Source organism: Bifidobacterium tsurumiense, assembly GCF_000741765.1.
Lineage (GTDB): Bacteria > Actinomycetota > Actinomycetes > Actinomycetales > Bifidobacteriaceae > Bifidobacterium > Bifidobacterium tsurumiense.
Window position 1 is genome coordinate 171262 of sequence record NZ_JGZU01000015.1, and the last position, 24685, is coordinate 195946.

Genomic DNA, 24685 nt, shown 5'->3' on the forward strand with positions numbered 1-24685 from the left:
CAACATTGGGAGTGTATACAAAGAGCAAAATTCCTTGATATTGACGAGGTTCCAGCACTCTGCACTGAATATTTGTGATCCATAGGGATATATAAGCCAAGCCGAGTACATCGAATGGGAAAGTGTGCGCAAATAGTTGCCGGGTAGGCGAACTGCAACCGACAACGGCACAACATTTCCATGGAGCACTGGAGGCTTATGTGTCGATCCGGAAAGCTTAGCGGGTTCGCCTCAGCAGTTCTCGGAGACTCAGCGGTTCACGGCCGGTGATATCGCAGATATCTGTGGTGACCTCTTCCAATTCTCCTGCAGCGATTGCAGTGTACGTTGAAACCCAAGCTTCACGTTGCCAGTCCGGTACATCCCATGCCATACGAGAAGCATATGCCTCGTCCACTGTCTCGTTGTGGTAGCTAACGCTCCTGCCAGTCTCTTCACTGATGATCTGGGCAACTTCGTCCAAGGTGAGCGCCTGCGGCCCTGTGAGGGTATAAGTTTTGCCGGCATGGGCGGCTGGATCAAGCAGTATCTGAGCAGCAGCCGCAGCTGCATCGGTGCGGGCAACTGCAGCGACACACCCTCGCCCTGCAGGCCCCCGAATCACACTGTCATCTCCGGCTAGGCCTGCAAGGAAGTCTTGGTAAAAGCTATCACGCAAGAAGGTGAATTTCATACCGGATTGACGGATATGCTCCTCAGTGTGCCAGTGGGTACGCGCCAGAGTAAAAGTGGCATTGGGTGCAGCGTTCTGGAAGGACAGATAGACAATGTGTTCCACACCAGCTGCGCCTGCGGCATTTATAAACGCCTTGTGCTGTTCGAGGCGGTCAGAGCTCTCTGCTGCAGACACCATGAAAACCGTGGATGCATCTTTCAGAGCCTCCTTATTCCCCGCTAAGTCAGCATAGCCAGCAGTTTCTATTACCTGAGTATCAGGGAGCTGAGGGGCACGTGCGGTTGATCGGACGAGCAAGGTCAACGGGATATTGTGACCAACTAAGCTACGGGCAACCAAGCCTCCGAGAAAGCCAGTAGATCCAGTCACTGCAACTCGCATGACGTCTCCTTCAATACGATGGCAGCGACATCTCTACCATTCACACCGTTACAACAAGTTATAAATTGAACGACCATCAAACGATGCTCGTTAATGGATTACATATTCCACAATATCCCAATGGATTGAAATGGGACGTCTGCATTCCTTGTGACCGTCGCAGTGCAGTTGAATCCGGTTATGTGCCGAGATCGAGGGTACCGGTGCTCTAGACTCAGAATCTGGTATTACGCCACATCTCAAGTGAATCATGATGGCATGAACTTTACACTTGCCGTCCGCAGCATCAGCGATGAGACGTTTGTCTAACAGGACGGGATTGGAAGTCATACTCTCGCGCCGGATGTAGCGGCCAAAAGCTTGCGTGTAGACATCGAGCAGGCGAGAGATATCTTCGCCATGGATTAGGAACACGCTCCAGATTGACGAGACCAGGAAGCTGGTGGCGCGGGAAGTGGAGAGCGATGCTCTCTACATGCCTCGACTCGTCTGCTACCTCCTTGAGAACACTTGGCCGGGGTGGACAACCGTCTGGTCAGCCGAAGGAACAGGGAAGCCTGCAGGCTGCGGACGTTGATCCGGCCACCATCTTCACACACCGTTCTGATCACACGCCGTGCGATCATGCATCCGATCTAGAGCCGGGATTCTCCGGAGAGCCATCCAAGAACCTTCCCAGCTCGGCGGCAAATTCTTCCGCATATTGGAAGATCGAGCCATGCCCGGCGTTCGGGTAGATCACGAGACGACTACCCGGAATATGCGAATGCATGATGGGCGAGTTGGCGGTTGGAACTTGGCGATCATTGTCACCATTCACAATGAGCGTGGGCTGATTAATATGTGCCATGTTATCCAACGACGCTTTCCCCCACCGGTGGATCGCTCGCAATTGCCCGAGGAATGAGGGAACCGTCATAGCGTGGTCTTTGTTTTCCGGCCGCCTTTGTGCCATCCTCCCGAGGACTTTCTTGGCTTCTCGGGAACCGCGGGCATCATGGCCGTAGAATATATAGCGTTTCGGATCGTTGCGCGTCAGGGCAGCGCGCAACATGAAACCGAAGGTCACCCGCGTTACTGCCTCCACTCCTTCTCCACCGCGCGGTGCCGTTCCAGCGAGAATCAGCCGGTGAACTAATGTGGGATCGGCGCGTACAATTTCCTGAGCAATCATTCCGCCCATGGACAACCCCAGCAAATTAATGAAGGAATATCCGAGAGCATGGATAATGTCGATTGCTTGGATAGCCATCTCCTCAATGGTGTCGGGCACTGCGCCTGAACTTGCCCCGACACCCGGCAGATCAAGAAGGACCACATGATTGTTGGTGGCGAGTAGATCGATGAGGAGAGGATCCCACTCGTCTAAGGTTGCCGCCAGATGGGTGAGCATAACCAACGGAATCTCACTGGCTCCCGCACCAGCCTCTCGATAGGCGATGCGTTGCCCATTGACCTGGACATAGGAATTACGCTGCCCAATATATCCTGCTCTGGATTCCAGCCCATCCTTCTCCGTGTTGTTCATATAATCACTTTCCTTCCGCAATCGATAGGACTGTTTTGCCGCGGGAATGTCCGTTTACAACCTTCACGAGTGCCTCGTTCACCTGCTCAAAGGGAAAGACCGTATCAACGGACGGCGTGATGTTACGATCCTGAAGAATTTGTGCAGCACTGCGCAACTGCGCACCATTGGATTGCACAAAAATAAAGTCGTATGTGATCCCATAACGGGCGGCCATCCGGTCGAGTTTTCGCCCAGCCACTGTAAACAACAGTCGCTTCGGGGCGGACAGCCCCATACGCCGCGCAAAAGCACCATTTGGCATCCCCTTCAGTGAAACAAGATGTCCACCCGAGCGGAGAATGCTCATCTGCTTTTCGGTTTCCTCGCCACCGCGCGTATCGAGGACGAAATCAATATCGTGGAGAGCTGCAGCATAGTCCTCCGTTGCGTAATCCAAGAAGCGGGAGGTTCCCAATGCCATGACCCGTTCCTTATTGCGGGCCGATCCGTTGGTGATAACGGTGAGACCCTGGGCTACGGCCAGAGGGATTGCCATTGCGCCTACACCGCCTGTGCCTCCTGAAATAAAAATGGTTTGACCGGGCTGCGGGTTCATGAGTTCGAATGCCTGGGTGATGGTCAGCGCAGTCAAGGGAACAGCGGCCGCTTGGATAGTGGTGAGATAGTCCGGTACAGGAGCAAGGGCTTCAAGGTCAACAGCAACATATTCTGCAAACGCCCCAATACTGCGGAAGGGAAGGCGAGCAAATACCCGCTGCCCTTCCTTGAACTCGGCTGTGGTGGCGCTACTGTGAGAAGAGGCCGATAGCACGGCCGGAGCATTAATGGATTCAATAATGCCGACCAGCTCATTTCCAGCAATCAGCGGCAATTTATATGGAGTTATGAGTTTGACTTCGCCGTGGGCAATCATGTTATCCAGTGGATTGACCCCGGCCGCTAGTACCCGAATAAGGGCTTGGCCGGCTTTAGGTTGAGGTGTAGGCACGTCGTCGAGTTGGAGTTCTTGCTGGTCTGAGCTGTAGGAATAAAGTCGTGCAGCTTTCATGGGGTCCTTTCAGATAGACGTAGTGCCATTACTGGCCGTGGTGTTGAGCTGTGGTTGTTCCAGTAGTAGCGGCGCTGCGATAGAGGTCCTGGATAAGGACACGGAGAGTACGAGCACCCAATTCGGTCGCGAGATCGTGTTCAATTTGGGCGGAAGGTGGGGGTCAGGATGGCACCAATGTGCTGTCCGATAGGGCAATCTGGATTGGTGGTCTTCATGCACATTAAAGAGATGCTTATCTGGATAGACAGCATCGTAAACGTCTGCCAGAGTAATGTCCTCGGCCGGTCTGGCAAGAACAAATCCGGCTTTCCCTTGACTGGACTCTACGATGCCACCCTGTTTGAGGAGGCCTGTCAATTTACGGATATGACTGGGATTGGTTCCGACGCTCTGGGCCAGGGCTTGGGAACTCGCCGTGCCTGTGGTTTCGGATATGTACACCAGGGCGTGGAGTGCTTGAGCGAATTTTGTGTCCATAGTAGGATTTTTCCCGCTTCATCTACTTGTATCTATTACAGATACAAGTATAGGGATGTAAAACCCATCTGTCAAGCAGAAGACATGCTGATCTACTACAGCGCTCCGCCATTATGTCTGTTTGAACTTGGACAGCATCGTCTAGGATTGGCATTGACAGCGTAGCCACCCACTCGAACTGTCTGCTAATGTTCACCGAACTCACCAACAACCGCGCCGCCAGCTTTATGAGCAGCCCCCGCTGCTCGGCGTCAGACCTCAAACCATCTGACCCCGCTCTCCCCCAACTAGATCACTGACAGGGGATGATCGCTGTTTTGCCCGATAGCAGGCCGCTTTCTGCGATTCCATCCCTAATTTGGTTTATATCTAAACCACTACCAACAAAGACCCGCATCCCCGCCAAGGCATGAAATTATTCACCGATTACGTCCGACTCACATCTCAGGAATACAGCCCCTTGCCCTTCTCTTGCTGACATATTCCATACCTTGCTGGAATCTCCGGAATTGATGAGCAACGACTTGTATCAAGATCAACGGATCGACGTGGCAGGTTGAAACGTCCGGGGCATCCCGGGTATTGTCCCGTAACACCCGGAAACCTTTGCATCCAGAGTAACTCCCGATTTTTTGAACCAAAGGTGGTCACGATGGATACAAGGCCTGAGGTGGGTGCGCTTTGAGGGCTAGTGGGTGCATTTGTGGAGCCCGGTGGGTGCATAGCTCGCAGTGCTGGATGCTCGATCGAGGCAATGGATGCATCGTATTTGTAGATTGGGTGACGGCGATTCTTGGATGGAGGGGGATGTAGTTCGGTGCACTCGGGTATTGAATCGACTGGTGCGCAAGGGGATGCGAAATCGTCGGTTGTTATCGTAAGCGGTATTAGGTTTTCAGAGTTGAACGACGATCAGTTGCAAGATGGTCATCACTCGTGGAGAAATGAGTGGGGTTGTTCACTGGTTATGGCTTAGAAACAGTGAGAGCCGTTCAGCTCCGTCTTCTTTCATACCGCGTTTGATCCATTCGAACATCCATCCATAAATGCCATATGCCCAGAAGGATTTCATATATGCCTCAAGATTGGGTATTTCGGGTGTAATTTGTATAGTTTTAACGATTGTCTCCATTATGACGGAAGACATTCCTGCGTTGTATAGAGTTAGGTAAAAGTCTTTGTGTGCCCTATAAAAATCAAATAATGACGGGAATAGCGTTTCCGGTTGCGATTCGGGGTTCGATTCATATAATTCACCCCATTCTTTAACGAGTCGATCTGATTCACTTTTTAGGACGTCCTCTTTATTTCTGTAGTTGCGGTAAAAGGAAACGCGTCCTACCTTTGCTGCACTCGTTAGCTCACTTACGGAAATATCCGCAAGATTCTTCTCTTTTAGGAGACGGAGGAGCGCGGCCGTCATCTGTCTTTTAACGTACGTGTTTTTCTGTTCATTGTTCATACTCATGCGATGAAACAAACCACCTATCTATGTTTCACTTTGCCGAAACACTTGTGTCATTGACGGGTTTATGCTGCACTTGTTACATCAGCTTGTCAAGGAGGTACCCGTGCGGAAGGCTATGAAAATCATCGGAATTATCACTGTCGCCGTAGTAGCGGTGGTCGGCATCGTCGTGGCGGTGATTCTTCATAAGACCGTTCTTGTCGAGCATCCGGAGCTCGAAGGAAAACCGGAAATCGGGGAATGGTACCGGATTTCTCCGGAGGGGACGAAGTCATCGGATAGTAGTGAGTGGCACGGACTTCTAAAGCTTGGAACAGAGAACAAGGTCGCCGTATATTTCTTCGGCGGTGGGGTGAGCATTAACGGCTATACTTCTGAGCGAGGTAAGGAATTTTTCGCTACCACCGCTCAAATACAAGATTTTGTTGCCTCTGGAGGAATTTCCAGTGACGACGAGAGAAATCCCTTCAAAGATTGGACTTTCCTTGTCCTTCCGTACGCTTCTGGAGATTTTCATAGTGGCACTGGAACCTATCGTTACATGGATGGGGATCAAGAGAAGGCCGTTTACCATAACGGTTACGAAAATTATTCTGCTTTTATGGAAGCGGCTAAATATTATGTTGGAGAGCCAGATACGCTACTTGTCACTGGTTTCTCCGCCGGTGGATTCGCGACTTCTCTTCTTGCGGACGATGTAATTGACCGTTTTCCTTCTGCCGAGAATGTGACAGTCAACGTAGATAGTGCATTGCTTCTCTACGATGATTGGCATGAAACAGCGACCGATCTCTGGCAATCGCCAAAGGTGATATCTGATCGACTGACCAGCAATAATCTGGTGTTGGATAGCCTGACAGCCCTACATCAGAAGCGCGGCGATAGCGTCAAAATCTTGTTTGACTGCTCCTATCGCGACGATACGCTACAGCAGTACCAGGAATTTATCCGCAATGGTGCAATGAATGTGGACAAGGAGAGTGGCGACCGGTTCCAGAAGGACCTCGCTGAGATGGTCAGTGAACTGCAAAAGAACATCCCAAACATCGGTGTCTACATCTGGAACTATGGAGCGGACAGCGACACAGGCAACACTCAGCACACCATCATTTCTTCCAACGTATTTGATGAACTAGAAGAAGGAAAGAGCGTCGCAGAGTGGATACACGACGCAGTAAACGGCAAAATCGAATCCTATGGGCTTGACCTGCTCCATAATAGTTAGACATGTTGAGAAAATCTACGTTTGTCACATGGATGTCTTTGCAATAGAAACGAACCCCGAGCGGTAGTTGTTGACTCGATGCACTAAATCTCGATAATTCTGCCTGGAACGATACAGAAGAGAGGTATGCGACGAAAGTGGCACGGAGAAAGATGCGCACGTTTTTGATCGTTTCCCTAGTTTTATTAGTTATTTCCGCAACGGCTGCTCTCGTTGCGCTTACGCATACGCAGATCATCGTTGGAGCGATCCAAAAATTCTCTGCCGGTACAGTCAATACCATTAACTCCTACGACCCCCTCGGTGAACCGTTAGAAGCGGTCAAGGACAATGGCCAGTACACAGTTACTGAAATAAAATATTCTGATAATCATCCAAACAGTTTTCTAGACATTACATACCCTGACAAAAATAGGGATAAGTCGCGCCCCACTCTTATCTACTTCCATGGCGGTGGATTCTTTGGCGGCAGCAAGAACGTAGGAGATCCACTCGCAGGCAGCGATGCAACCGCACTACTGGATGACATGTGCGCTGAGGGGTTCAATCTCGTCAACATTGACTACGTGCTGGTACCCGAATATCACTTCCCGGCACCACTGGCGCAAGCCAATGAAGCCTTCCAATTTTTGATCGACCACGCGGACGAATACCACTTGGATATGGGCCGAGTGGTGATCATGGGCTCATCCGCGGGTGCAATTATGGCGAGCCAGCTGGGGAGTATCATCACCAACCCTACGTACGCTGAAACCTTGAATATTGCTCCTACGCTAACGCCCGAGCAGGTTAAAGCGGTTGTTCTTGACGACGCACCACTCGACTACGATAAGTTCTCTCTAGGTACTAGGATTCTTGTGGGGAACTATGTGAAAGGGTCAATTTTTCTGAACCGCGAAGAGGTACGAAAGTACAACAACATCCCATGGGTCGATTCTCACTATCCACCCGCATTCCTATTGGGGAGCGAATATCACGCGGACATGCGAGCAATGGACCAGGCCTTAAACAACGCTAACGTTGAACATGCTTTAGTTGACCCACTTGCTGAACGCGGCTTGGAAATGCCACACGGATTCGTGGCCTCGGAACGCGTGAACGAGGTCGCAAAAGACGCATTCGACAGAATGATGCTCTTCATCAAACAACAAGCACAATAGACGCGATTGCTTCAAACAGCATCGAGCGCCTTGAGGAGCTTACTATTCACTTCCCGTAACCGGAGGGACACTCAAGATTCACCCCGGAACAGAAAAACGCCACCCTGGACACTTCCTGACTGAACCGGGATTCCTTGTATCCAAAGTGACGTTCTAGTGGAGCGGATGACGGGAATCGAACCCGCGTAATCAGTTTGGAAGACTGAGGCTCTACCATTGAGCTACATCCGCGTGCTGCAATATGCAACTTGACCATTATACACAATTACTCGACCTTGGCAAGCAACACCACTGCAGAGGCTATCCCTCCGTCATGACTTATGGAGATACGCCATTCCAAATGTGCGTCAGTATCGCTAGCAGATTCTTCTCTGGAATGAATTCGACTTTGTTGAACAGACTGAGCCGAACCATGATTGATAGTCCCCAATACGGATTCATACAGCATCTTCTGCGCATCCTCGCTCAGAACAACACCGGGACGTCCGCGCGAATCGTCCAAAATCTCAATCTGCGACCAAGGCATATTATCCACGGTAAACGGAGCGTCACGCACCCCAAGCGCCTCACTCCACGCCTTGATTACGGCCTCTTTCCCAGCCCACCTTGCAGCGAGATGCACGGCTTCTCCATCAGCCTTTGACTCCCCTCGCAGCGTCGACTGCCGTAGCTCACGAGCTGAAAATAACCCCCTCAAACGGGTTCCCGGCTCATTCAATTGCTTTTCGAACCCGGCAATATCCACAACATCATGGCCAAGTCCCAATATGCTTTCCATCCCGCCATTATGCATCGCTCGCAGAACACCTTTCCCAAAGTCGCAGCGTCACAATGCCACAACGCCGCAACGGCAAGTGTCACACTCACTATTGCTACTCATCGCAACCCGCACGAACACACCCGCAATAACACAAGAAGCTCGAGTAAGTGCAACGCTCACCCGAGCCGGATAATCACTTCAAAGCAACACCCAAGCCGATATTCCTTTTTGAAGCGTCCAAATAACACAACCAAATCGCCAAGGGTTGGCGGTGCGCAAAATGTCTCATGCACCGCCAACCCGTCCGACGATCATGCCTCGAAGTATCCTTCCGCGCCGAGCCGTGCCTCAGGATTGAGCAACATGGCCTTTTCCGCCTCGTGGGCATCATATCGAGTTCCATCCGGCAGCTTGGTTCCATCTTTGAGGAATCGACGATTCTCAATAGGCTCATATAAAGGCGCGCGACCCATCATGCCTTCTTCCAAGTGACGGCGGCCTTGAGCCAAGCGCATATCGGCACGGTTACGCCACTTTTCGAGCGCTTCCTTGCCTTGCGTATTGAGCACGGCAGCCTCGAATGCACCAGGATGCACAATCGCCGCAAAACCGTTCACATGTCCAAAGCCAAGTGAAGTCACCAAACCGGCTTTGATCGACCCCACATGCAGTGGCTTCCTCAGCCATACCATGAGATCATCTCGTCTGAGCTTCGGATCGACGCAATCCAAAGATGCATTCGCCGGAATCACACCCGAACCAAAGAGCTGAGTCAGCCCATTGACTTGGAATATGCACGCTCCGCCCTTGGCATGTCCTGTCAGCGTTTTCTGACTGATGACGAATAGCGGATTGCCTTCGCTGCGCCCAATGGCATGAGCCAGAACATTATGCAACTCGGATTCATTCGGATCGTTGGCATTCGTTGAGGTATCGTGCTTGGACACCACTGCGATGTCATCAGGCTGCACACCGAGCTTCGCCAGGTCACGCACCAACTTGGAGTCGCGACCGCCGCATGCGACAGCCAGGGCACCCAAGCCAGGAGCCGGAATCGAGGTGTGGGCGCCATCAGCATAGGAATGGATGAACCCGACGACTCCCGCAACCGGCAAGCCCAGCTTCAAAGCGATATCACCGCGTGTCAGGAGGATCGTTCCGCCGCCTTGAGATTCGATGAAACCACCACGCCGACGATCATTGGCTCTGGAGAAGAAGCGAGGAGCAATGCCCTTATCCGCCATCTCCTGCGAATTGGCCGTGGCGTTCATATTGCCGAAACCGATAACCGATTCCACACCGATATCGTCAATCGCGCCGGTGACCACGAAGTCAGCCTTGCCGAGTTCGATCTTATCCACGCCTTCTTCCAGTGATACCGCAGCCGTAGCACAGGCAGAAACCGGCTGAATCATATTGCCGTAGCCGCCGATATACGACTGCATAACATGAGCGGCCACGACATTCGGCAGAGCCTCTTGCAGAATATCCGTCGGAATCTCATGATTCAGGAACCGATCCAGATACAGCTTGCGCATAGAAGCCATGCCGCCGAATCCAGTGCCCTGAGTGCTGGCCACCAGTGAAGGATGAACAGCTTGTAATATCTCTACAGGGCTGAAGCCTGCAGAAATATAAGCATCCACAGCAGTGACGATATTCCACAATGCAATTGTGTCGACATCGCCGGCCATAGAAGCGGGTATGCCCCACTTCATCGGATCGAATCCCTTGGGGAACTGTCCTCCGACCTTGCGGGTCATGGCCGCGCGACGAGGCACGCGAATCATCGAGCCTGCATGACGGGTGACCGCCCACTCCCCCGCCTCGGCATCCTCACGAATAGAGGTATGAGACTCATCCATGGCCACATATTCGCGGGCGATTTCCTCGGATGGCACACTGAATTCGACATCATGGTCAAGGAAGACTTCTGCCTCTTCCTCATCCGTACCATCGCGATAATCGCTGCCCATACCCTCTTCGAAAGGTCGGACACCTGATCTGGCAACGACTTCATCATGATATCGCTCTGCAATGTCTTCCTCAGGCACCATAGAACCATCGACGTCATACCAACCAGGCTGAGGACTGTCCTGCCATGTCAACAATCCCATATTCCATGCGAGTTCAAGCACGGCACCAGGGGAAAGACGCACATTGCCATCCGATGTGATGCCCAGTTCGGCTTCGAAACGAGTACGTCCCGAACCCCATGGACCCAGCTCACCAACGGAGACGATGACGATTTCATCCTCTGGGCGAGCGGTTACCGAGCTCCATTGGGTGAGATCAGCCGAAACCTGTCGAGGAATGCGAGGAGTTGGCAGAGCCTTAATCAGAGCAACACCCTTAACTTGTGCATGCTCGGAATCAACGGACTCGACTTCGCTATCAGCAGCTGCTTGACCATCCTCATGCTTTTCCAGCTCAGATTCGGCATCAGCCATGGCCTCTGCACGCAAAGCCTTGATATCGATGGGCTTGTCTCCCAATCCACCTGTGAGATCAATATCCAGAGCCTTGGTTCCGGCCAATTGCCTTGATTGCGCAGTGCACAATTCAAGCAGTTTGGCCGCAATCTCCTGGGTGGAATATGTTGTCAGCCCGTGGCGCTCAACGACCTCGACCAAAGGATCGTTGCCGCCCATAAGGCCGGTTCCACGAACCCACCCAATCTTGGGGTGAGCAAAGGTGACTCGATCGGACCATGCGGTTTCCACACGAGCACGGTTCACCAAAGCATCGAAGGCACTCTTCACTTCACCATATGCACCGTCGCCGCCGAATATGCCACGATTAGGCGAGCCCGGCAGCACCACATGCAACTTATGCTGCACATCGATATCCGCCCCCAAAGCTGCGAATCCTGCAATTGCACGCTCCACGCCCCACAACATAAGACGTGCTTGCGATTCGAAAAGTTCTCCCGAATCGCTTACCGTGCCATGCACAGGAGGGGCTGCGAATGGGAAGAACAGTGTCGGCTCATAAGCAGGCTTGAGCACTGTCGTCGTGGCCCCGGAGGTCTTTTTCTGCACATTGCCAACCCAGTGGACCAACGCATCAACATCACGGTAGCTGGCCAAGTTCGCGGGCACGAGCCACAATTGCGAACCGGCAACCGCATGAGCGCGGTATGTCTGCTTGGCCCATTCCTTTATGGAAGGCTTGAAGCTATGCGATGTTGCAATTACCGTTGCCCCACCGTCAAGCAAACCATTCACTACCTGAGCAGCGATCGAATTCGGCGCCACACCGGTCACCACGGCGATATCTCCGGCAAACTGAGAAGAATCGCCGTGCTTTTCGACAGCGGTCATGGCTTCAGCCGAAATACGCTCATACACTGAGGCAAGTCCTTGGTTGCCGATCTGGCGGGACCTATTGGCAAACCACACGGCCTGATCGTGAACTGCTTGACCTGCACCGACAAAGCTCAAATCCTTTACGGATTCATCGCCGTTGTAGAACAAACGCGCCAGATCCTCGCGTGCGGAAGCCCAACGATCGTCGAACAAAATGGCCTTGCGCTCATCGAATCGGGGCTCCACCAGCTTCGGCCAGTCAGCTCCCAATTCGGCCGTAACCGCTGCGACTACGGAGGCATTGTCATCGCTATGCTCCACAGGGGCACTGCCAGCGGAATCCAACTGCTTGAGCACAAATCGAGCAGTCGAGGCCAGGATGCCTTCATTGCCCACAAGTCGCTGAGCAAACGCATCCAGTGCCGCGGAATCCACCACAGCTCCACCAGCCGAAGCGCCGGAGCTTGGCATGGCCACACTTACACCGCGGGATGCAGCCACATGCTGGACAGCCGCATCAATCAATGCATGCGCAGCCGCCACATTCGAAACGCTATCGCTGCCGAGGGAAGCCAAATCGCCACCGCGAGCGCTGGCTCCTTCTCTGGTTTCCAGCACCAAGGCTGCGATAACGTTGTTGGCCCAACCCTCGCCAAGCTGCCATGTCTGCATCACACGCTGTTCGATCTGCGAAACCTTGATACCTGCGGCCCCGAAGAGTCCGCGAATGCGATCTCGCACAATATCGGAAAGCACCGCGCCGAACGGCTTGTAATTCGGCGCCACCTTGTTCACCAATGCACTCAGTGCCTTGATGGTGGCTTCCGCAGCGCCGTCGACACTGGCCACACCCAGCTCGGAGCTGATATCCATAAGCAACTGGTTGCGTCGTGAAGACACGCCATTGGTCAGCGTATCCGTGGTGTCGCTCTCTCCGATCTGGTCGGGACGCACCTTGGCGGCATAAGCCAACAACATGGCTATTGCATCCGAAGCCTTGAATGCGATATCAGGAACCATCGCCCCCGATGGAGCACCCGCCGCGGCATTTTGCGCATTTGCCACTAGTGCCGTCTGAGTTGGCGTCGAGCTTTGCACCTGATCGGCCTGAGTCTTGCCGTCGACACTCTGCTGTGTCTGGGCAGAAGCGGCAATCGCCTGTGGCGAAGCAGCGGCTTTCTTGGCTGAAGCGCCCTCCGGCTCCTCAACTTCGTCTTCCATTACTGCAGAATCTGCATCGGTCATATACAACCGGGCTTCATCGCGACCCACATTCATAACGGTGATATGGCGATCCTGGAATTGAGGCAACCTCAAGGTCTTGGAGCCGAGATTGGCAAGTGTAGGAGCGTTGCCCAATCCCATTTCCACATATTCTTCGATATCCAGCCCGCCTTGTTCACGAGCATTGAATAGCAAAGCCTGTGTCTCGATCCAACGAACCGGCGAGGCGAACTGCCAAGAGAGCAATTCCGTGAGCAGCAAGCGGCCAAGCTTCTGGTCATCCTGCGCATAGGATTCCCATACCGTCGGATCTTCCAATGCCTTTTGAATACGCTCAGAAGGAACCACTTCAAGAATATGAGCCGCAAATTCCTTGGTCATCTCGAATGGAATGGCCACCAAATTAGGAATATATCGCCCCACTAAACGTGAATAGTCGATATGCTTCGGCAACAAAGCGTCCAGCTTATCGCGGAATTCCGGCACTCCCTTACGCAATAACGTGGAGTGGAATGGCACATCAATGCCGGGCACGAGCATGAACGGAGGCTTGCCGCCATATTCCTTGGCACGACGAGATGCGTCAGCCTGCAGCGCTTTCAGACCTGCAATGGTTCCTGCTATGGCATATTGCTGTCCTGCAAGGTTATAGTTCACGATTTGCAGGAATTCGCCGCAAGCCGCTGACACTGATTCCACATACTGCTTCACGCCGTCATCGCCGACACCGAACTGGTTGGGACGAAGCGCGCCCATACGGTAATTGGAACGCCCGCGTTCATCGCGCTCGATCAGATGATGCATTGTGGAGCCGCGATGGAATACCAGTTCCAGAACGGTTTCCAAAGGAATGATGCCTGCGAAGGAGCTGAGAGCATTGTATTCGCCGAGCGAATGGCCGGCAAAATAAGCTGGCCAAATATCACTGCCTGCTTCACGCAAACGCGCCGTTTGTGCGAAAGCCACCGTTGCCAAGGCAACCTGGGTGAACTGGGTGAGATTGAGCAAGCCTTCAGGATGGCGATATGTGACGCCATTGGCGGTCAATTCCTTGGGATTGTCACGCACCACGGCAAGAATCGAGAAGCCCAGACGTTCTCGCGTAAGCTTATCCGCACGCTCCCAGGTCTCTCGTGCAGCCGCGGACTTGGCACGCTCATCGAGCACCATGCCTTGCTTCTGGATGCCCTGACCGGGATAGACAAAGGCTGCGCGAGGTGCACGAATCGCTGCAGTGGCTCGTGAAACCAGCTGTCCATCGATACGGCAGGTCACTTCAAAGAGCATGCCGCCGTGATGGATTTTCCCGACTCGTTCCACACTGATTTCGACTTCATCATCCAACTGGACCATGCCGTACATATTGTAGGTCCAGCCCGCAATCTCATAGTGCACGCCCATGTCATCAGTAGCCTGCACCGCATGCTGGGCTGCAGCCGAAAGCCACATGCCGTGCACCAAAGGAGCTTGCAATCCGGAAATGGCAGCTCCGCGATACGACGTGTGGATGGGGTTGAAATCGCCGGAAGTGCGCGCAAATGCAGTCATATCATGCGGAGCACGCACAGTGACGCGACGAAGCAAGCGACGTGGCGTATCGCTCGTGGTGCTGCCGAACAGCTCGCCGTCTTGCGCAAAAACACCACCATATTCTGCAGCATCCTTTGGCAACGCATTGCTGTATGAACGTCCGCGAATGGCGAACCGCTCGGTTTCATGAGCCAATACCGTGCCATCCTGAGCTGCATGGGTGACATGGATGGTAACTACTCTACCGGACACCGATTCTGCATACTGTTCTGCCCAGCTAGTCAGGGAAATCTGCTCTCCTGCATGGTTGAGCAGTTCACGCTCTTCGACGCATAGACCAATGATATGGTCCAGATGCACGGCATTGAGCAATCCTTCGATTACCGGATAGCCATGCACTTGCACCGACCCTAGAGCCGCATAAATAGCAGGCCAAGCAGGGCCGACCAAGGCATCAGGCGCAATGCGTGAAGCGATCAGGCCCTTGGCAAGGCGTCCTGCAGTTGCGGCTTCATGATCGAATCCGAGATTGGACGATAATGTGTATGAAGCATGCACCAAGCCGAAGGGATACTGTGCAGTATCATCGGATGGCTCAACCTGAGGCATATGAGCCAGCACATCACCGGTGATTGCAGTATTGCCAATACCCGCGGTCGCCTCGAGCATGGCGTATACGTGCTGCGGAAGGCGCTGTCTGTCCACCACAGGGAAGCGTTCAGGCTGAGACGGATCAAGCGTCAGAGGTATGACGATATCGCGAACTGCATGCTTGCTCTTGCCACCATCCGGGTCGCCATCCCAGAATGTGTCAAGATGAATATCCAGATCAAAGAGCTCTAAACCATCCTGTTCGCCGACTCGGGTAATCACATAATGCTCATCCCCTTCTTCGGTTCCGTAGGCAGGATTCTGCGTAAGATGACCGATCCAAGAAATATGAGGGCTGCGGCGTATGAATTCTTCTGCATTACGAGCCTTGCCGAGCGCACCGAATACAGCAGTGTTCAATGCAGCATCGTCGATGGGACTCTCGGATACCGGGCTGTTTTCCTCGATCCGAAGATCTGCTTCGGTATTTGTCTGAATACCTGCCGAGGCAGCGTCCACTGGCGTGGATTCCAATGACTCATGAGCAATATCCGCTTGGGCACGTTCAAGCACCGCCTGCGAGAACCGATCCAGAATATCGCCGACGGGCTCGTCGATGCTGGTGATGCCTGCAACGGAAATCGGTCCAGGAATAATGCGGACCGAATCAGCGCTGTATCGCGGATCCTCTGACTGCCACAGCTGGTCCTGTCCCCACCAACGCAGCAGATCCTCGTCCAAAACCGGAACAAATGGCATTGGCTTGGGGTATTCACGCACCAAAGTCGGGAACCAGGCCTCATCCATCGGGGTGACATGAAGTCTATCCGCTTGTGGGTAGGCTGCAACAAGAGCATCCACGGCATCAAACGGGCTGTTTTCAACATCCTGCCGTGAAGCGAATAACGGAGTGAAGCTTCCTGATTCCTGCTCGCAGACGCGAGCCTCTATGCGCTGCAGAAGATGCAAGAATCGATCGGCATAGGTGCCATCCGCCCAAGGATATGACAATTCGGCAAAATGCCGTGCCCACTGGGCATATGTCATCGATCCCAAATCACCGAAATATGGCTTGGCTGTGGCATTCAATGCCTCAATTATCTCCTGGCGGCGGCTTGCCAATTCCTCCGGATGCTTCATGACACGAACCAGCAGCCTGCCGCATCGAGCAGAGGCATTCTCGACCTCGTAAATATCGGCATGCAGATGGCTCAAGCCAGAAGTCACACCACCTACGGCCTTACCGGAAGGAACCCAGCGCTCACCGGCAGGAGCAAATGGATCGGCATCATCATTGCCATCGGCGATACCCGGTGTTTGCACCAACATCCTCTTGACCTGCGGGCTCGTATGCGCCTCGAGAGCGGTCATGGCAGCGGTGCCTACCAACACGCCATCCACTGGCATATCAGGCAAACCATATTCCCGAGCCCACTGTCCGGAAATATAATCCGCCGCACGCTGTGGCGTTCCGATACCGCCACCGACAACCAGTACCAGGTTCTCGCATTCACGCACTTGGGCATACGTGTTCACCAGCAGATCATCCAATGACTCCCATGAATGATGGCCACCGGCGGCTCCACCCTCTACCTGTGCGATAACAGGTGTCGGAGCCACAGCCTTGGCAATCGCCACCACCTGACGAATCTGCTCAACGGTTCCCGGCTTGAATCCCACATAAGGGAATCCATCTGCTCGCAAAGTCAATACCAATTCCTTGGCTTCGTCCAATTCAGGAATGCCAGCCGATATGGTTACGCCATCAATCGGGGTGCCTGAAGCTCTCTTCTTTGGGACGATACGAGTGGAGCCGAACTGCAGATTCCACAAATACCTGTCCATGAACATGGCGTTGAATTCGACTGTGCGACCCTCTTCGAGCAGCTCTTCCAGCTTGGCGACATGACCGTCGAATACTTCAGCGGTGACTTGGCCACCACCGGCCAACTCGGCCCAGTATCCACGATTGGCTGCGGCAGCAACGATTTCCGGATCCACCGTGGTAGGCGTCATGCCGGCAAGCAGCACAGGGGGCTTGCCCGTCAGCGTCGAGAATTTGGTCAGCACTTTGCTACCTGCTGCAGTGCGAATAACTCGAGGCGCGAATTGACGCCAATTCTGAGTGCGTGCAGGCTCGCTATCCAATGTGGACAACTCGGCACGTTGTTTGCCGGTTGCCGCTTCAACGACCCCGGCTCCAGTCCCCTGCACGAGCGCGGTGGTCAATTTGCCGACTGTGATGCCAGGTCCCATATCGAGCATCCACAGCTTATCTGCCTGCGTCTGATCCAGCACCGACTGCACCTGTGCCGACCAGTCAACATGCCTCACCAGCACTTCCTGTGCCAAGCTCTCAGCCCTGGCACTGTCAAGCCCGCATGCAGACGCCCACTCGACGGTGCGTTTGACCGCATCCAGCATGATTGGCGAATGGAATGGCACAGTCACATCCAGATACTCAAGTACCGGATCGAATACCGCACCACCGCGTACCTTATTCTCACGCAATGAAGCCTGACGGCGGTGCTCTTTTTCCGCCTCACGGGCAACTGCGGCCAGATCCTGAGGATAGCCCGAAAGCACATAATGCTGTGCGGCATTGGTGACAGCAAGCGACACAGGCCCTCGCGTTCCTTGAACACGGTGAATCAGAGACTCAACCTGAGCCTTGGATGCACCTTTTATGGAAAGCATAGGCGTCGCCTGACCGAGTTTTGCCTGCAGATCAGCCATGCGCACCTGTCGGGCGGCAGCAACGCCGACAAGACGCGCTATTGCGAGTATTTCATCGATTGTCGAACCAGCGGCATCAAGGGATCCCGCCTGCTCGATGGCCTCCACCATATGCACGGCGATCACACCTTGGGAGTGCCCCAGCACCGCCACCGGACGGCGTGTGGCAATATCATAGCCAAGACGAGATGCGTCAACAAGGGCGCCCAATTGGCTCAGCGCAATGCCTTGAACGCTTATGGCGGCGTCTGCCGCAGCCCCCAATCCGGCACCTTCGGCATGCATGGCAAACACATCGGCATTGCCGCCTGTTGTGGCCATCAAATCCGCGCTCACCGGTGCCAGCAATCGGTCGGCCGCAGCGATATGATCGCGCAATATCTGTTCCAAGGCAGGGTCTGTGCACTGGTCATCCAGAGCCGCGGTCCATGGGGTGGATTGGCCTCCGAACATCAGTACATGCGGCTGTGTTTCCAGACGATTGAAGAACATGGTGGTCTTGGTCATGTTGATTCCTTATCTCATTGTTATGCATCACAACGCTCCGGTCGATGCATACCTTGCATAAGTTCTGTTGTTTGATATATGCCCTGATGACATGAATTGATCACTGGGACTGGTTACATGGGCTGGTTACCGTGATGTTTTATTCCACGGGCAACCCGTTTCTTACTCGCCAACAATCTCAGCGAATCCTCTATGGCTTCGCGCGTCTGCCCGGGATCGATCATGGCGTCGATTTGCCCTATTTCCAATGACAAATTGGCGTTTACCGTGGTGCTCTCATATTCTGCAATGAGTCGCGAGCGCAAAGCCTCAACATCCTGACCACGTTCCTTGGCCTTTTGCAGATCCTTGCGATGAATTATGTTCACGGCTCCTTGCGCTCCCAGCACAGCGATTTGGCTGGAAGGCCAGGCCAAGTTCACATCGGCTCCGATGGCCTTGGAACCCATGACGATATAAGCACCGCCAAACGCCTTGCGGAGCACCACAGTGATCAGCGGCACCTGCGCATTGGCATAGGCATAAATAACCTTGGCTCCTCGTCTGATAATGCCCGCATGTTCTTGGTCAGATCCCGGCTTGTATCCGGGGGTATCCACCAAAGTGATCACTGGAAGGTTGAACGCATCGCACAAACGGACGAATCTGGCCACCTTTTCAGAAGAATTCACATCCAGAATTCCCGCAAGCACATTGGGCTGATTCGCAACGATTCCTACGGGATGCCCACCGATGCAGGCGAATCCAACCACCGCCGAGGCAGCGTACAATTCCTGCACCTGAACGAATTCCCCATAGTCAGCAATGCATCGAATGACTTCGAGCATGTCATAGGGCTGACGGTCATTCTCAGGGACGATGTCTGCCAAGCGGGAAGCCATTTCACGCTCGCCGCGCGTTGCCGCATAAGCGAATGCTGGCGGTTGCGCATCACAACTCGAAGGCAGATACGCCAAAATCGTGCGCGCATAATCAATGGCATCCGCTTCGTCTTCGCCCAAATAATGGGCAACCCCTGATACGGCATTGTGCACGAAACCGCCGCCAAGTTCATCCATGCTGATCACTTCGCCAGTGGCTGCCTTGACGACATCCGGTCCTGTGACGAACATATTGGAATGCTCTTTCGTCATGATGATGACATCAGTGAGGGCTGGACAATACACTGCACCACCAGCGCATGGGCCCAAGATCAATGAAAGCTGCGGTATCAGGCCACTGGCTTCGCAGGTTTTCTTGAAAATACGGCCATATTGGCTCAAGGCCGACACGCCCTCCTGAATGCGAGCGCCGCCCGAATCGATAAGTGCCACAACCGGCACCTTGAGCGACATAGCCATATCCATGAGATGGCATATCTTCTCGCCTTCTGCCTTGCCCAGCGTGCCGCCTTTTACAGAGAAATCCTGGGCGTATACGCCTACATTGCGGCCATATACCTCGCCGAATCCGGTGATCACTGCGCATCCGGCGACACCTTGGTTGATATCCCCGCCTGCAAATCTCCCGACTTCCTGAAAAGTTCCGGTATCGAATAACAGGTCAAGGCGCTCTCTGGCCGTATTTTTGCCTTTGGCATGCTGCCTTTCACGGGCGTGGGCTTCTGCTCCCCGAGCGAGTTGCGCAGCCTTAGCAACTGCAGCGCGAATCGGCTGCCGCGGAATTTCGTCCGGATTGTTCTGGTGAGATTCAGCGTCACTCGCATTGCGGACACTCTCATCGATGCGACCCGCATGGCTTTGTTCAAATGCGTCAGTTTCGATATTGGCCTCCACTGACGAATGTGCAAGATTGTGTCGTTCCAGTTGCAACTGCTCAGGCACGGCTCACTCCTTCCGCATTGCCTTCGCCGCGGTCATCAGATGCCGCTTGCGTTGTGCTACGACCGTCCGCTGCTCGCACATCAAGGTGGATCAACGTATCCCCAGCCTCGACGCCATCAGCCGGCCCCACGAATATCTTGGAAACACTGCCTGCTGTCGGTGCGTAGACATAGTTCTCCATCTTCATGGATTCGAGAACCACCAGCAGATCGCCTTTTTCAACATCCTGTCCTTCAGCCACATTCACTCGCGTCACCACTGCCTGCATAGGTGCGGAAATGACGCCTGGCTTGTCTTGCGAACGCTTGCTCTGCTGCTCAATGGCATGCAATCCCTGACCGCGCAATGGCTGTGTGGGAAGTTTGACCGCTCTCGCCTTGGCTGAGCCGGTAAGATTATCCACGATGTCCTGCGGCACGGTGAGCTTGATTCGCTTGTCGTTGACTTCAACCACAAAGGACTCACTCGCCGGTTTCGCCGTATCCACGCCCTCATTCATGGAAGCGGGCTGCCCTGCCTGTGCAGCGGCTGGTTCGCGATTGAGATATGCGCGTTCCAACCATTTGGTAGACACATCGAAATCGTGGTGTTCCGCTGTGAATACAGGATCGGAGAATATCTGCTCAAACAGGCTGGCAGGTGTCGGCACCCCTTCGATATGCAATTCCTGCAATGCCCGACGCACGCGGGATATTGCCGTGAGACGATCCTGTGCGGTGATGACCAGCTTTCCCATCATGGAATCGAATTTCGGTGAAATGGTATCCCCCTCTTGCACACCGGAATCCACACGGATTCCAGGGCCGGAAGGCCATTCAAGACGGCTGAGCGTTCCTGAACTGGGAGCAAGGTTTCTTGCCGGATCTTCGCTGGTGATACGCAGCTCGAAACTATGACCTCGAGGAGAAGTCGGCACGGTGAGGCTGCCTCCCGAAGCAATCATCAATTGTTCCCTGACCAAATCCAGTCCGCATACTTCCTCGCTCACTGTGTGCTCGACTTGCAAACGGGGATTCACTTCGAGAAAATACACCTTGTGTTGCGAGGTCACCATGAATTCGCAGGTACCCAGCCCCACGTAATCGACGGCCTCGAATAGATTGCGCGAATACCGCTCCAATTGCTCGCGTTCATCCTGCGTCAGATATGGCGCAGGCGCCTCTTCCACGAGTTTCTGGTTTCGACGCTGCACCGAGCAATCACGAGTGGAATAGACAACGAAGTTGCCATGGCTATCTCGTCCGCATTGCGTTTCCACGTGGCGGGCCTTGTCGATAAATCGTTCGATGAAATACTCGTCCAGATCTCCGCCTTGCAGGGCATCATGATTGAGATAGAAACCGCGTAATTCGTCATCGTCATGAATAAGCGTTATGCCGCGTCCGCCGCCGCCATCAGTACGTTTCATCATGACTGGATAGCCGTGGGTATGTGCGAAGGCGAGCAGTTCTTTGATATCTCGCACAGGTTCTGAAATTCCAGGAACCGGTGGAACCTGGGCCCGCTTGGCCACACGGCGTGCGGTTATTTTGTCTCCCAGATCAATAAGTGATTTCACTGAAGGGCCGACCCATATGGCTCCGGCTTTCTCCACCCGCTGCGCGAATGAAGGCACCTCGGACAAAAATCCGTAACCGGGGTGCACTGCGTCAGCTCCTGATCGGGCGAGAATTTCAATAAGCAAATCCTCATTCAAATATGTGTCACGATATGTATCACCGGGCAGCACATAGGCTTCATCGGCGAGATCGACATAATGCGCGTGACGGTCCTGTTCGGCATATACTGCGACCGTGGCAATGCCCATTTCACGGGCCGTGCGGATGACACGCAAAGCGATTTCCCCGCGATTTGCCACCAACAGTGTGTTGACGTTTTTGACCATGGTGTCAAATGTAACTCTGCATCAACAGCCTCGTCAGAAGATAATCTACAAAACCTTGCTTCCAGTTTTGTCGCATTTTACAAACACCACAATGCCGGCACTCATCTGCCTTGCCAATATCCAAGACTGCACAATATTTTAATATAAATTGACAAAATATAATCTCATGTCAATATCACGAAATTGCTCAAGCACAAAAATGAAAGCGATTATTTGTAGAAATACACCATGCCTCTGCGAATCGATGAACTTAGGATGGGCAAGCAGAGCGCGAGCCAACTCCGTCTCGAGCTTCGGTTTCAACTCTTATCAGGGGAGTTTTTCATGCAAACAAGTTCCGCAATTTCCACGAGCAGTTCCCGGTCCCGCTGCATTGTGCTCTCCGGCATAAAGGCAGCGGCATTCGCAGCGATGCTATGGGCAGCCACCGCCGCTGGAGCAGTCCCCATTCCTGGCACGCCGGTTCCTATCACCCTGCAAACATTCATTGTTATGCTTGCCGCCCTGAGCCTTAATTGGCAAGAGGCCGGCGCTTCCATCATGATGTATCTGGCAGCGGGCGCAATGGGATTGCCGGTATTCGCAGGGGGCGCGTCCACTCTTGCTCTGGTTGGCCCTTCGGCAGGCTTCCTCTTCGGCTTCCTTCCCGGGGCTGTGATCACCGCTTTGCTGAAAGGCAAGCCACGTACTGAAGGTCTGCGCGGATATGTGATGACAGCGGTGCGGTATCTCTTCGCAGCGATTATCGGCTGCATCGTTGTGGATTACCTCATGGGATTCACGGTGCAATCCCTGATTACAGGTCTGCCCTGGATGAATATTGCAGCGGCATCCGCTCCATTCATCGTCGGCGATATGGTGAAAGCCACTGTGGCGGCCTTGGCGGTATCCGGTCTTTCTCAGGCCTTGCAATCCAAGTGATACACCGCAAACCAAGCAACCCAGCACGATTCAAATAACACAGTGCAGACAGAGCAGCTTGGCGCGATCCAATCGACTTCGCACCGAGCAAGCAATTCCTATTTCTGCACCACACAAATCGGCGAGACAAGCGTCCCCTTCGCATTGCTTCGCCGATTTTTTGCATTGCAAGCCCAGAAACGGCATCCGAATCGTTTTTGACCGATAGCCCGGTTCAAGTTCAGACAACGGCCATGAGCATTTCGTCATTGATGAGACGATGAGGCCGCGAGCATTGCTCACGAATCCGACTGAGCCGGCAAAATGCCCACATCTCCCGTATGCACCACATGGATCTGACCGTCATCCCCCATCATTCGCAACGAAGCATCCGACATAATCGACAGCGCCTTGCCATACCTCACAGTGCCATCCACCAGATTCGCTTTTACTCGCCGACCCACAGTCCAACACATGCGAACATATCGCTTCAGCAATTGATCAACATATTCGGTTGGGTTATCCATCAGGCTGCGCAGTCCTTCTCGCAATTTCGCAGCAATACCAGCGGCAATGCGATCTCGCAAAACGGTGGCCTGCGGAAGGCCCTCCCAATGCAATTGCAATGAAGTGGCCTGTTGAGTCGGCAAGGATTCAGCGGGAATGTTCATATTGAGTCCGATTCCAAAGATGACGCCAACCAATGATTCGGATTGGCCCCCATCGTCGTGCGAACTGTTTTCTCGTGTATTATCCGGGCTGGCATCCGCATGGATTGTCACATTGTCGATACCTTTGCCCGCACCGTTTCTGCCCAATTGCACGGATTCGACCAAAATTCCGCCCATCTTGAATCCTTCGCAGAATATGTCATTGGGCCATTTGAGCATCAATCGGCAATCATCATGAATAGCGTGAGCATTGCAATGGCCTAATACCTCGTTGACGGCATCAATACTGCATAACCCAGCCAAGACCGGAAGCCAACCGTTTATCGAAGCGCCATATACCACTGAAGATGGCACAACGCTGACGAATGACACCATGAAGCATTCACCGGGCCTATTGAGCCACTCGCGTCCCATACGGCCACGGCCCGATTCCTGCACATCGGCTGCAATCAACGCCATAGGCGGCAATGCGGAATCGCAATAGCCTATCTTCCCCTGCAACAATGCCTGCCGTGCAACATCATTGGTTGAACCAACGCGCACATAGCGCACCACTGAGTCTGCTACTTGCTCGCTCAACGGCATCTCAGCATCTTCGGCCACAATCGTTTCGCTCATGCGCCCAGCATAGCGCCACGAAGCACGAAAGCACTGTACACCGTTCCCTTTCACTCATGCTTCATGCCATCGAACCGCAATCGTTCGCCGCCGCAAGGTAAAATGCCGAACATGACTCACTCTGCTTCAATCGCTTCCGGTTCAGCTTGTCCGTCGCAAGTCA

The 24685-nt window shown here is 53.6% G+C and carries 12 protein-coding genes, 1 tRNA gene and 2 pseudogenes; 3 read left to right on the forward strand and 12 right to left on the reverse strand.

Annotation, left to right across the window (positions count from 1 at the left end):
• Window positions 1–217 precede the first annotated feature (217 nt).
• From BITS_RS06655 to BITS_RS06675, 5 genes are all read right to left on the reverse strand, one after another.
• Complete coding sequence (locus BITS_RS06655) at window positions 218–1057, reverse strand: SDR family oxidoreductase (protein ID WP_044259631.1); 840 nt, start codon at window positions 1055–1057, stop codon at window positions 218–220.
• Window positions 1058–1679: 622 nt separating this feature from the next.
• Window positions 1680–2585: an alpha/beta fold hydrolase gene (locus tag BITS_RS06660; protein WP_044259633.1), complete on the reverse strand. Its 906-nt coding sequence runs from the start codon at window positions 2583–2585 to the stop codon at window positions 1680–1682.
• 4 nt (window positions 2586–2589) lie between these two features.
• Window positions 2590–3636, reverse strand: coding sequence for an NADP-dependent oxidoreductase (locus BITS_RS06665; RefSeq protein WP_026641625.1), 1047 nt, complete (start codon window positions 3634–3636; stop codon window positions 2590–2592).
• A 9-nt stretch (window positions 3637–3645) separates the two neighbouring features.
• Window positions 3646–4116, reverse strand: a complete 471-nt coding sequence (locus tag BITS_RS09730) for an RrF2 family transcriptional regulator (RefSeq protein ID WP_202961130.1) — start codon at window positions 4114–4116, stop codon at window positions 3646–3648.
• 958 nt (window positions 4117–5074) lie between these two features.
• Window positions 5075–5584, reverse strand: coding sequence for a TetR/AcrR family transcriptional regulator (locus BITS_RS06675; protein ID WP_052366677.1), 510 nt, complete (start codon window positions 5582–5584; stop codon window positions 5075–5077).
• Between the two features lie 103 nt (window positions 5585–5687).
• Between BITS_RS06675 and BITS_RS06680 the strand changes: the two genes are divergently transcribed.
• Together BITS_RS06680 and BITS_RS06685 are read left to right on the forward strand one after the other, a co-directional pair.
• Window positions 5688–6809, forward strand: coding sequence for a pectin acetylesterase-family hydrolase (locus tag BITS_RS06680; RefSeq protein WP_026641628.1), 1122 nt, complete (start codon window positions 5688–5690; stop codon window positions 6807–6809).
• Between the two features lie 152 nt (window positions 6810–6961).
• Window positions 6962–7969, forward strand: a complete 1008-nt coding sequence (locus BITS_RS06685; protein ID WP_026641629.1) for an alpha/beta hydrolase — start codon at window positions 6962–6964, stop codon at window positions 7967–7969.
• 157 nt (window positions 7970–8126) lie between these two features.
• Here BITS_RS06685 and BITS_RS06690 read toward each other — a convergent pair.
• The 6 genes and pseudogenes from BITS_RS06690 to BITS_RS06710 all read right to left on the reverse strand — a co-directional run bounded on the left by BITS_RS06690 (window position 8127) and on the right by BITS_RS06710 (window position 22333).
• Window positions 8127–8200: transfer RNA gene (locus BITS_RS06690), tRNA-Gly, on the reverse strand.
• A gap of 34 nt (window positions 8201–8234) precedes the next feature.
• Complete coding sequence (locus tag BITS_RS06695; RefSeq protein WP_051264299.1) at window positions 8235–8762, reverse strand: holo-ACP synthase; 528 nt, start codon at window positions 8760–8762, stop codon at window positions 8235–8237.
• A gap of 278 nt (window positions 8763–9040) precedes the next feature.
• Window positions 9041–15778 (reverse strand): annotated as a pseudogene (locus BITS_RS06700) (acyltransferase domain-containing protein); the annotation flags it as partial.
• A 156-nt stretch (window positions 15779–15934) separates the two neighbouring features.
• Window positions 15935–18625 (reverse strand): annotated as a pseudogene (locus BITS_RS09735) (fatty acid synthase subunit beta domain-containing protein); the annotation flags it as partial.
• Between the two features lie 113 nt (window positions 18626–18738).
• Window positions 18739–20349: an acyl-CoA carboxylase subunit beta gene (locus BITS_RS06705; protein ID WP_081693487.1), complete on the reverse strand. Its 1611-nt coding sequence runs from the start codon at window positions 20347–20349 to the stop codon at window positions 18739–18741.
• A gap of 91 nt (window positions 20350–20440) precedes the next feature.
• Window positions 20441–22333 (reverse strand): acetyl/propionyl/methylcrotonyl-CoA carboxylase subunit alpha, encoded by a 1893-nt coding sequence (locus BITS_RS06710; protein ID WP_034533467.1) that lies wholly within the window; start codon window positions 22331–22333, stop codon window positions 20441–20443.
• A gap of 324 nt (window positions 22334–22657) precedes the next feature.
• On the opposite strand from BITS_RS06710, the gene BITS_RS06715 reads away from it, so the two are divergent.
• A complete protein-coding gene (locus BITS_RS06715; RefSeq protein ID WP_026641633.1) occupies window positions 22658–23254 on the forward strand; it encodes a biotin transporter BioY in 597 nt (198 codons plus the stop codon).
• Window positions 23255–23532: 278 nt separating this feature from the next.
• Here the strand turns inward: BITS_RS06715 and BITS_RS06720 are convergent, their stop codons facing one another.
• Window positions 23533–24522 carry a biotin--[acetyl-CoA-carboxylase] ligase gene (locus BITS_RS06720; RefSeq protein WP_026641634.1) on the reverse strand — a complete coding sequence of 330 codons (990 nt, stop codon included), beginning with the start codon at window positions 24520–24522 and terminating at the stop codon, window positions 23533–23535.
• Window positions 24523–24685: the final 163 nt, after the last annotated feature.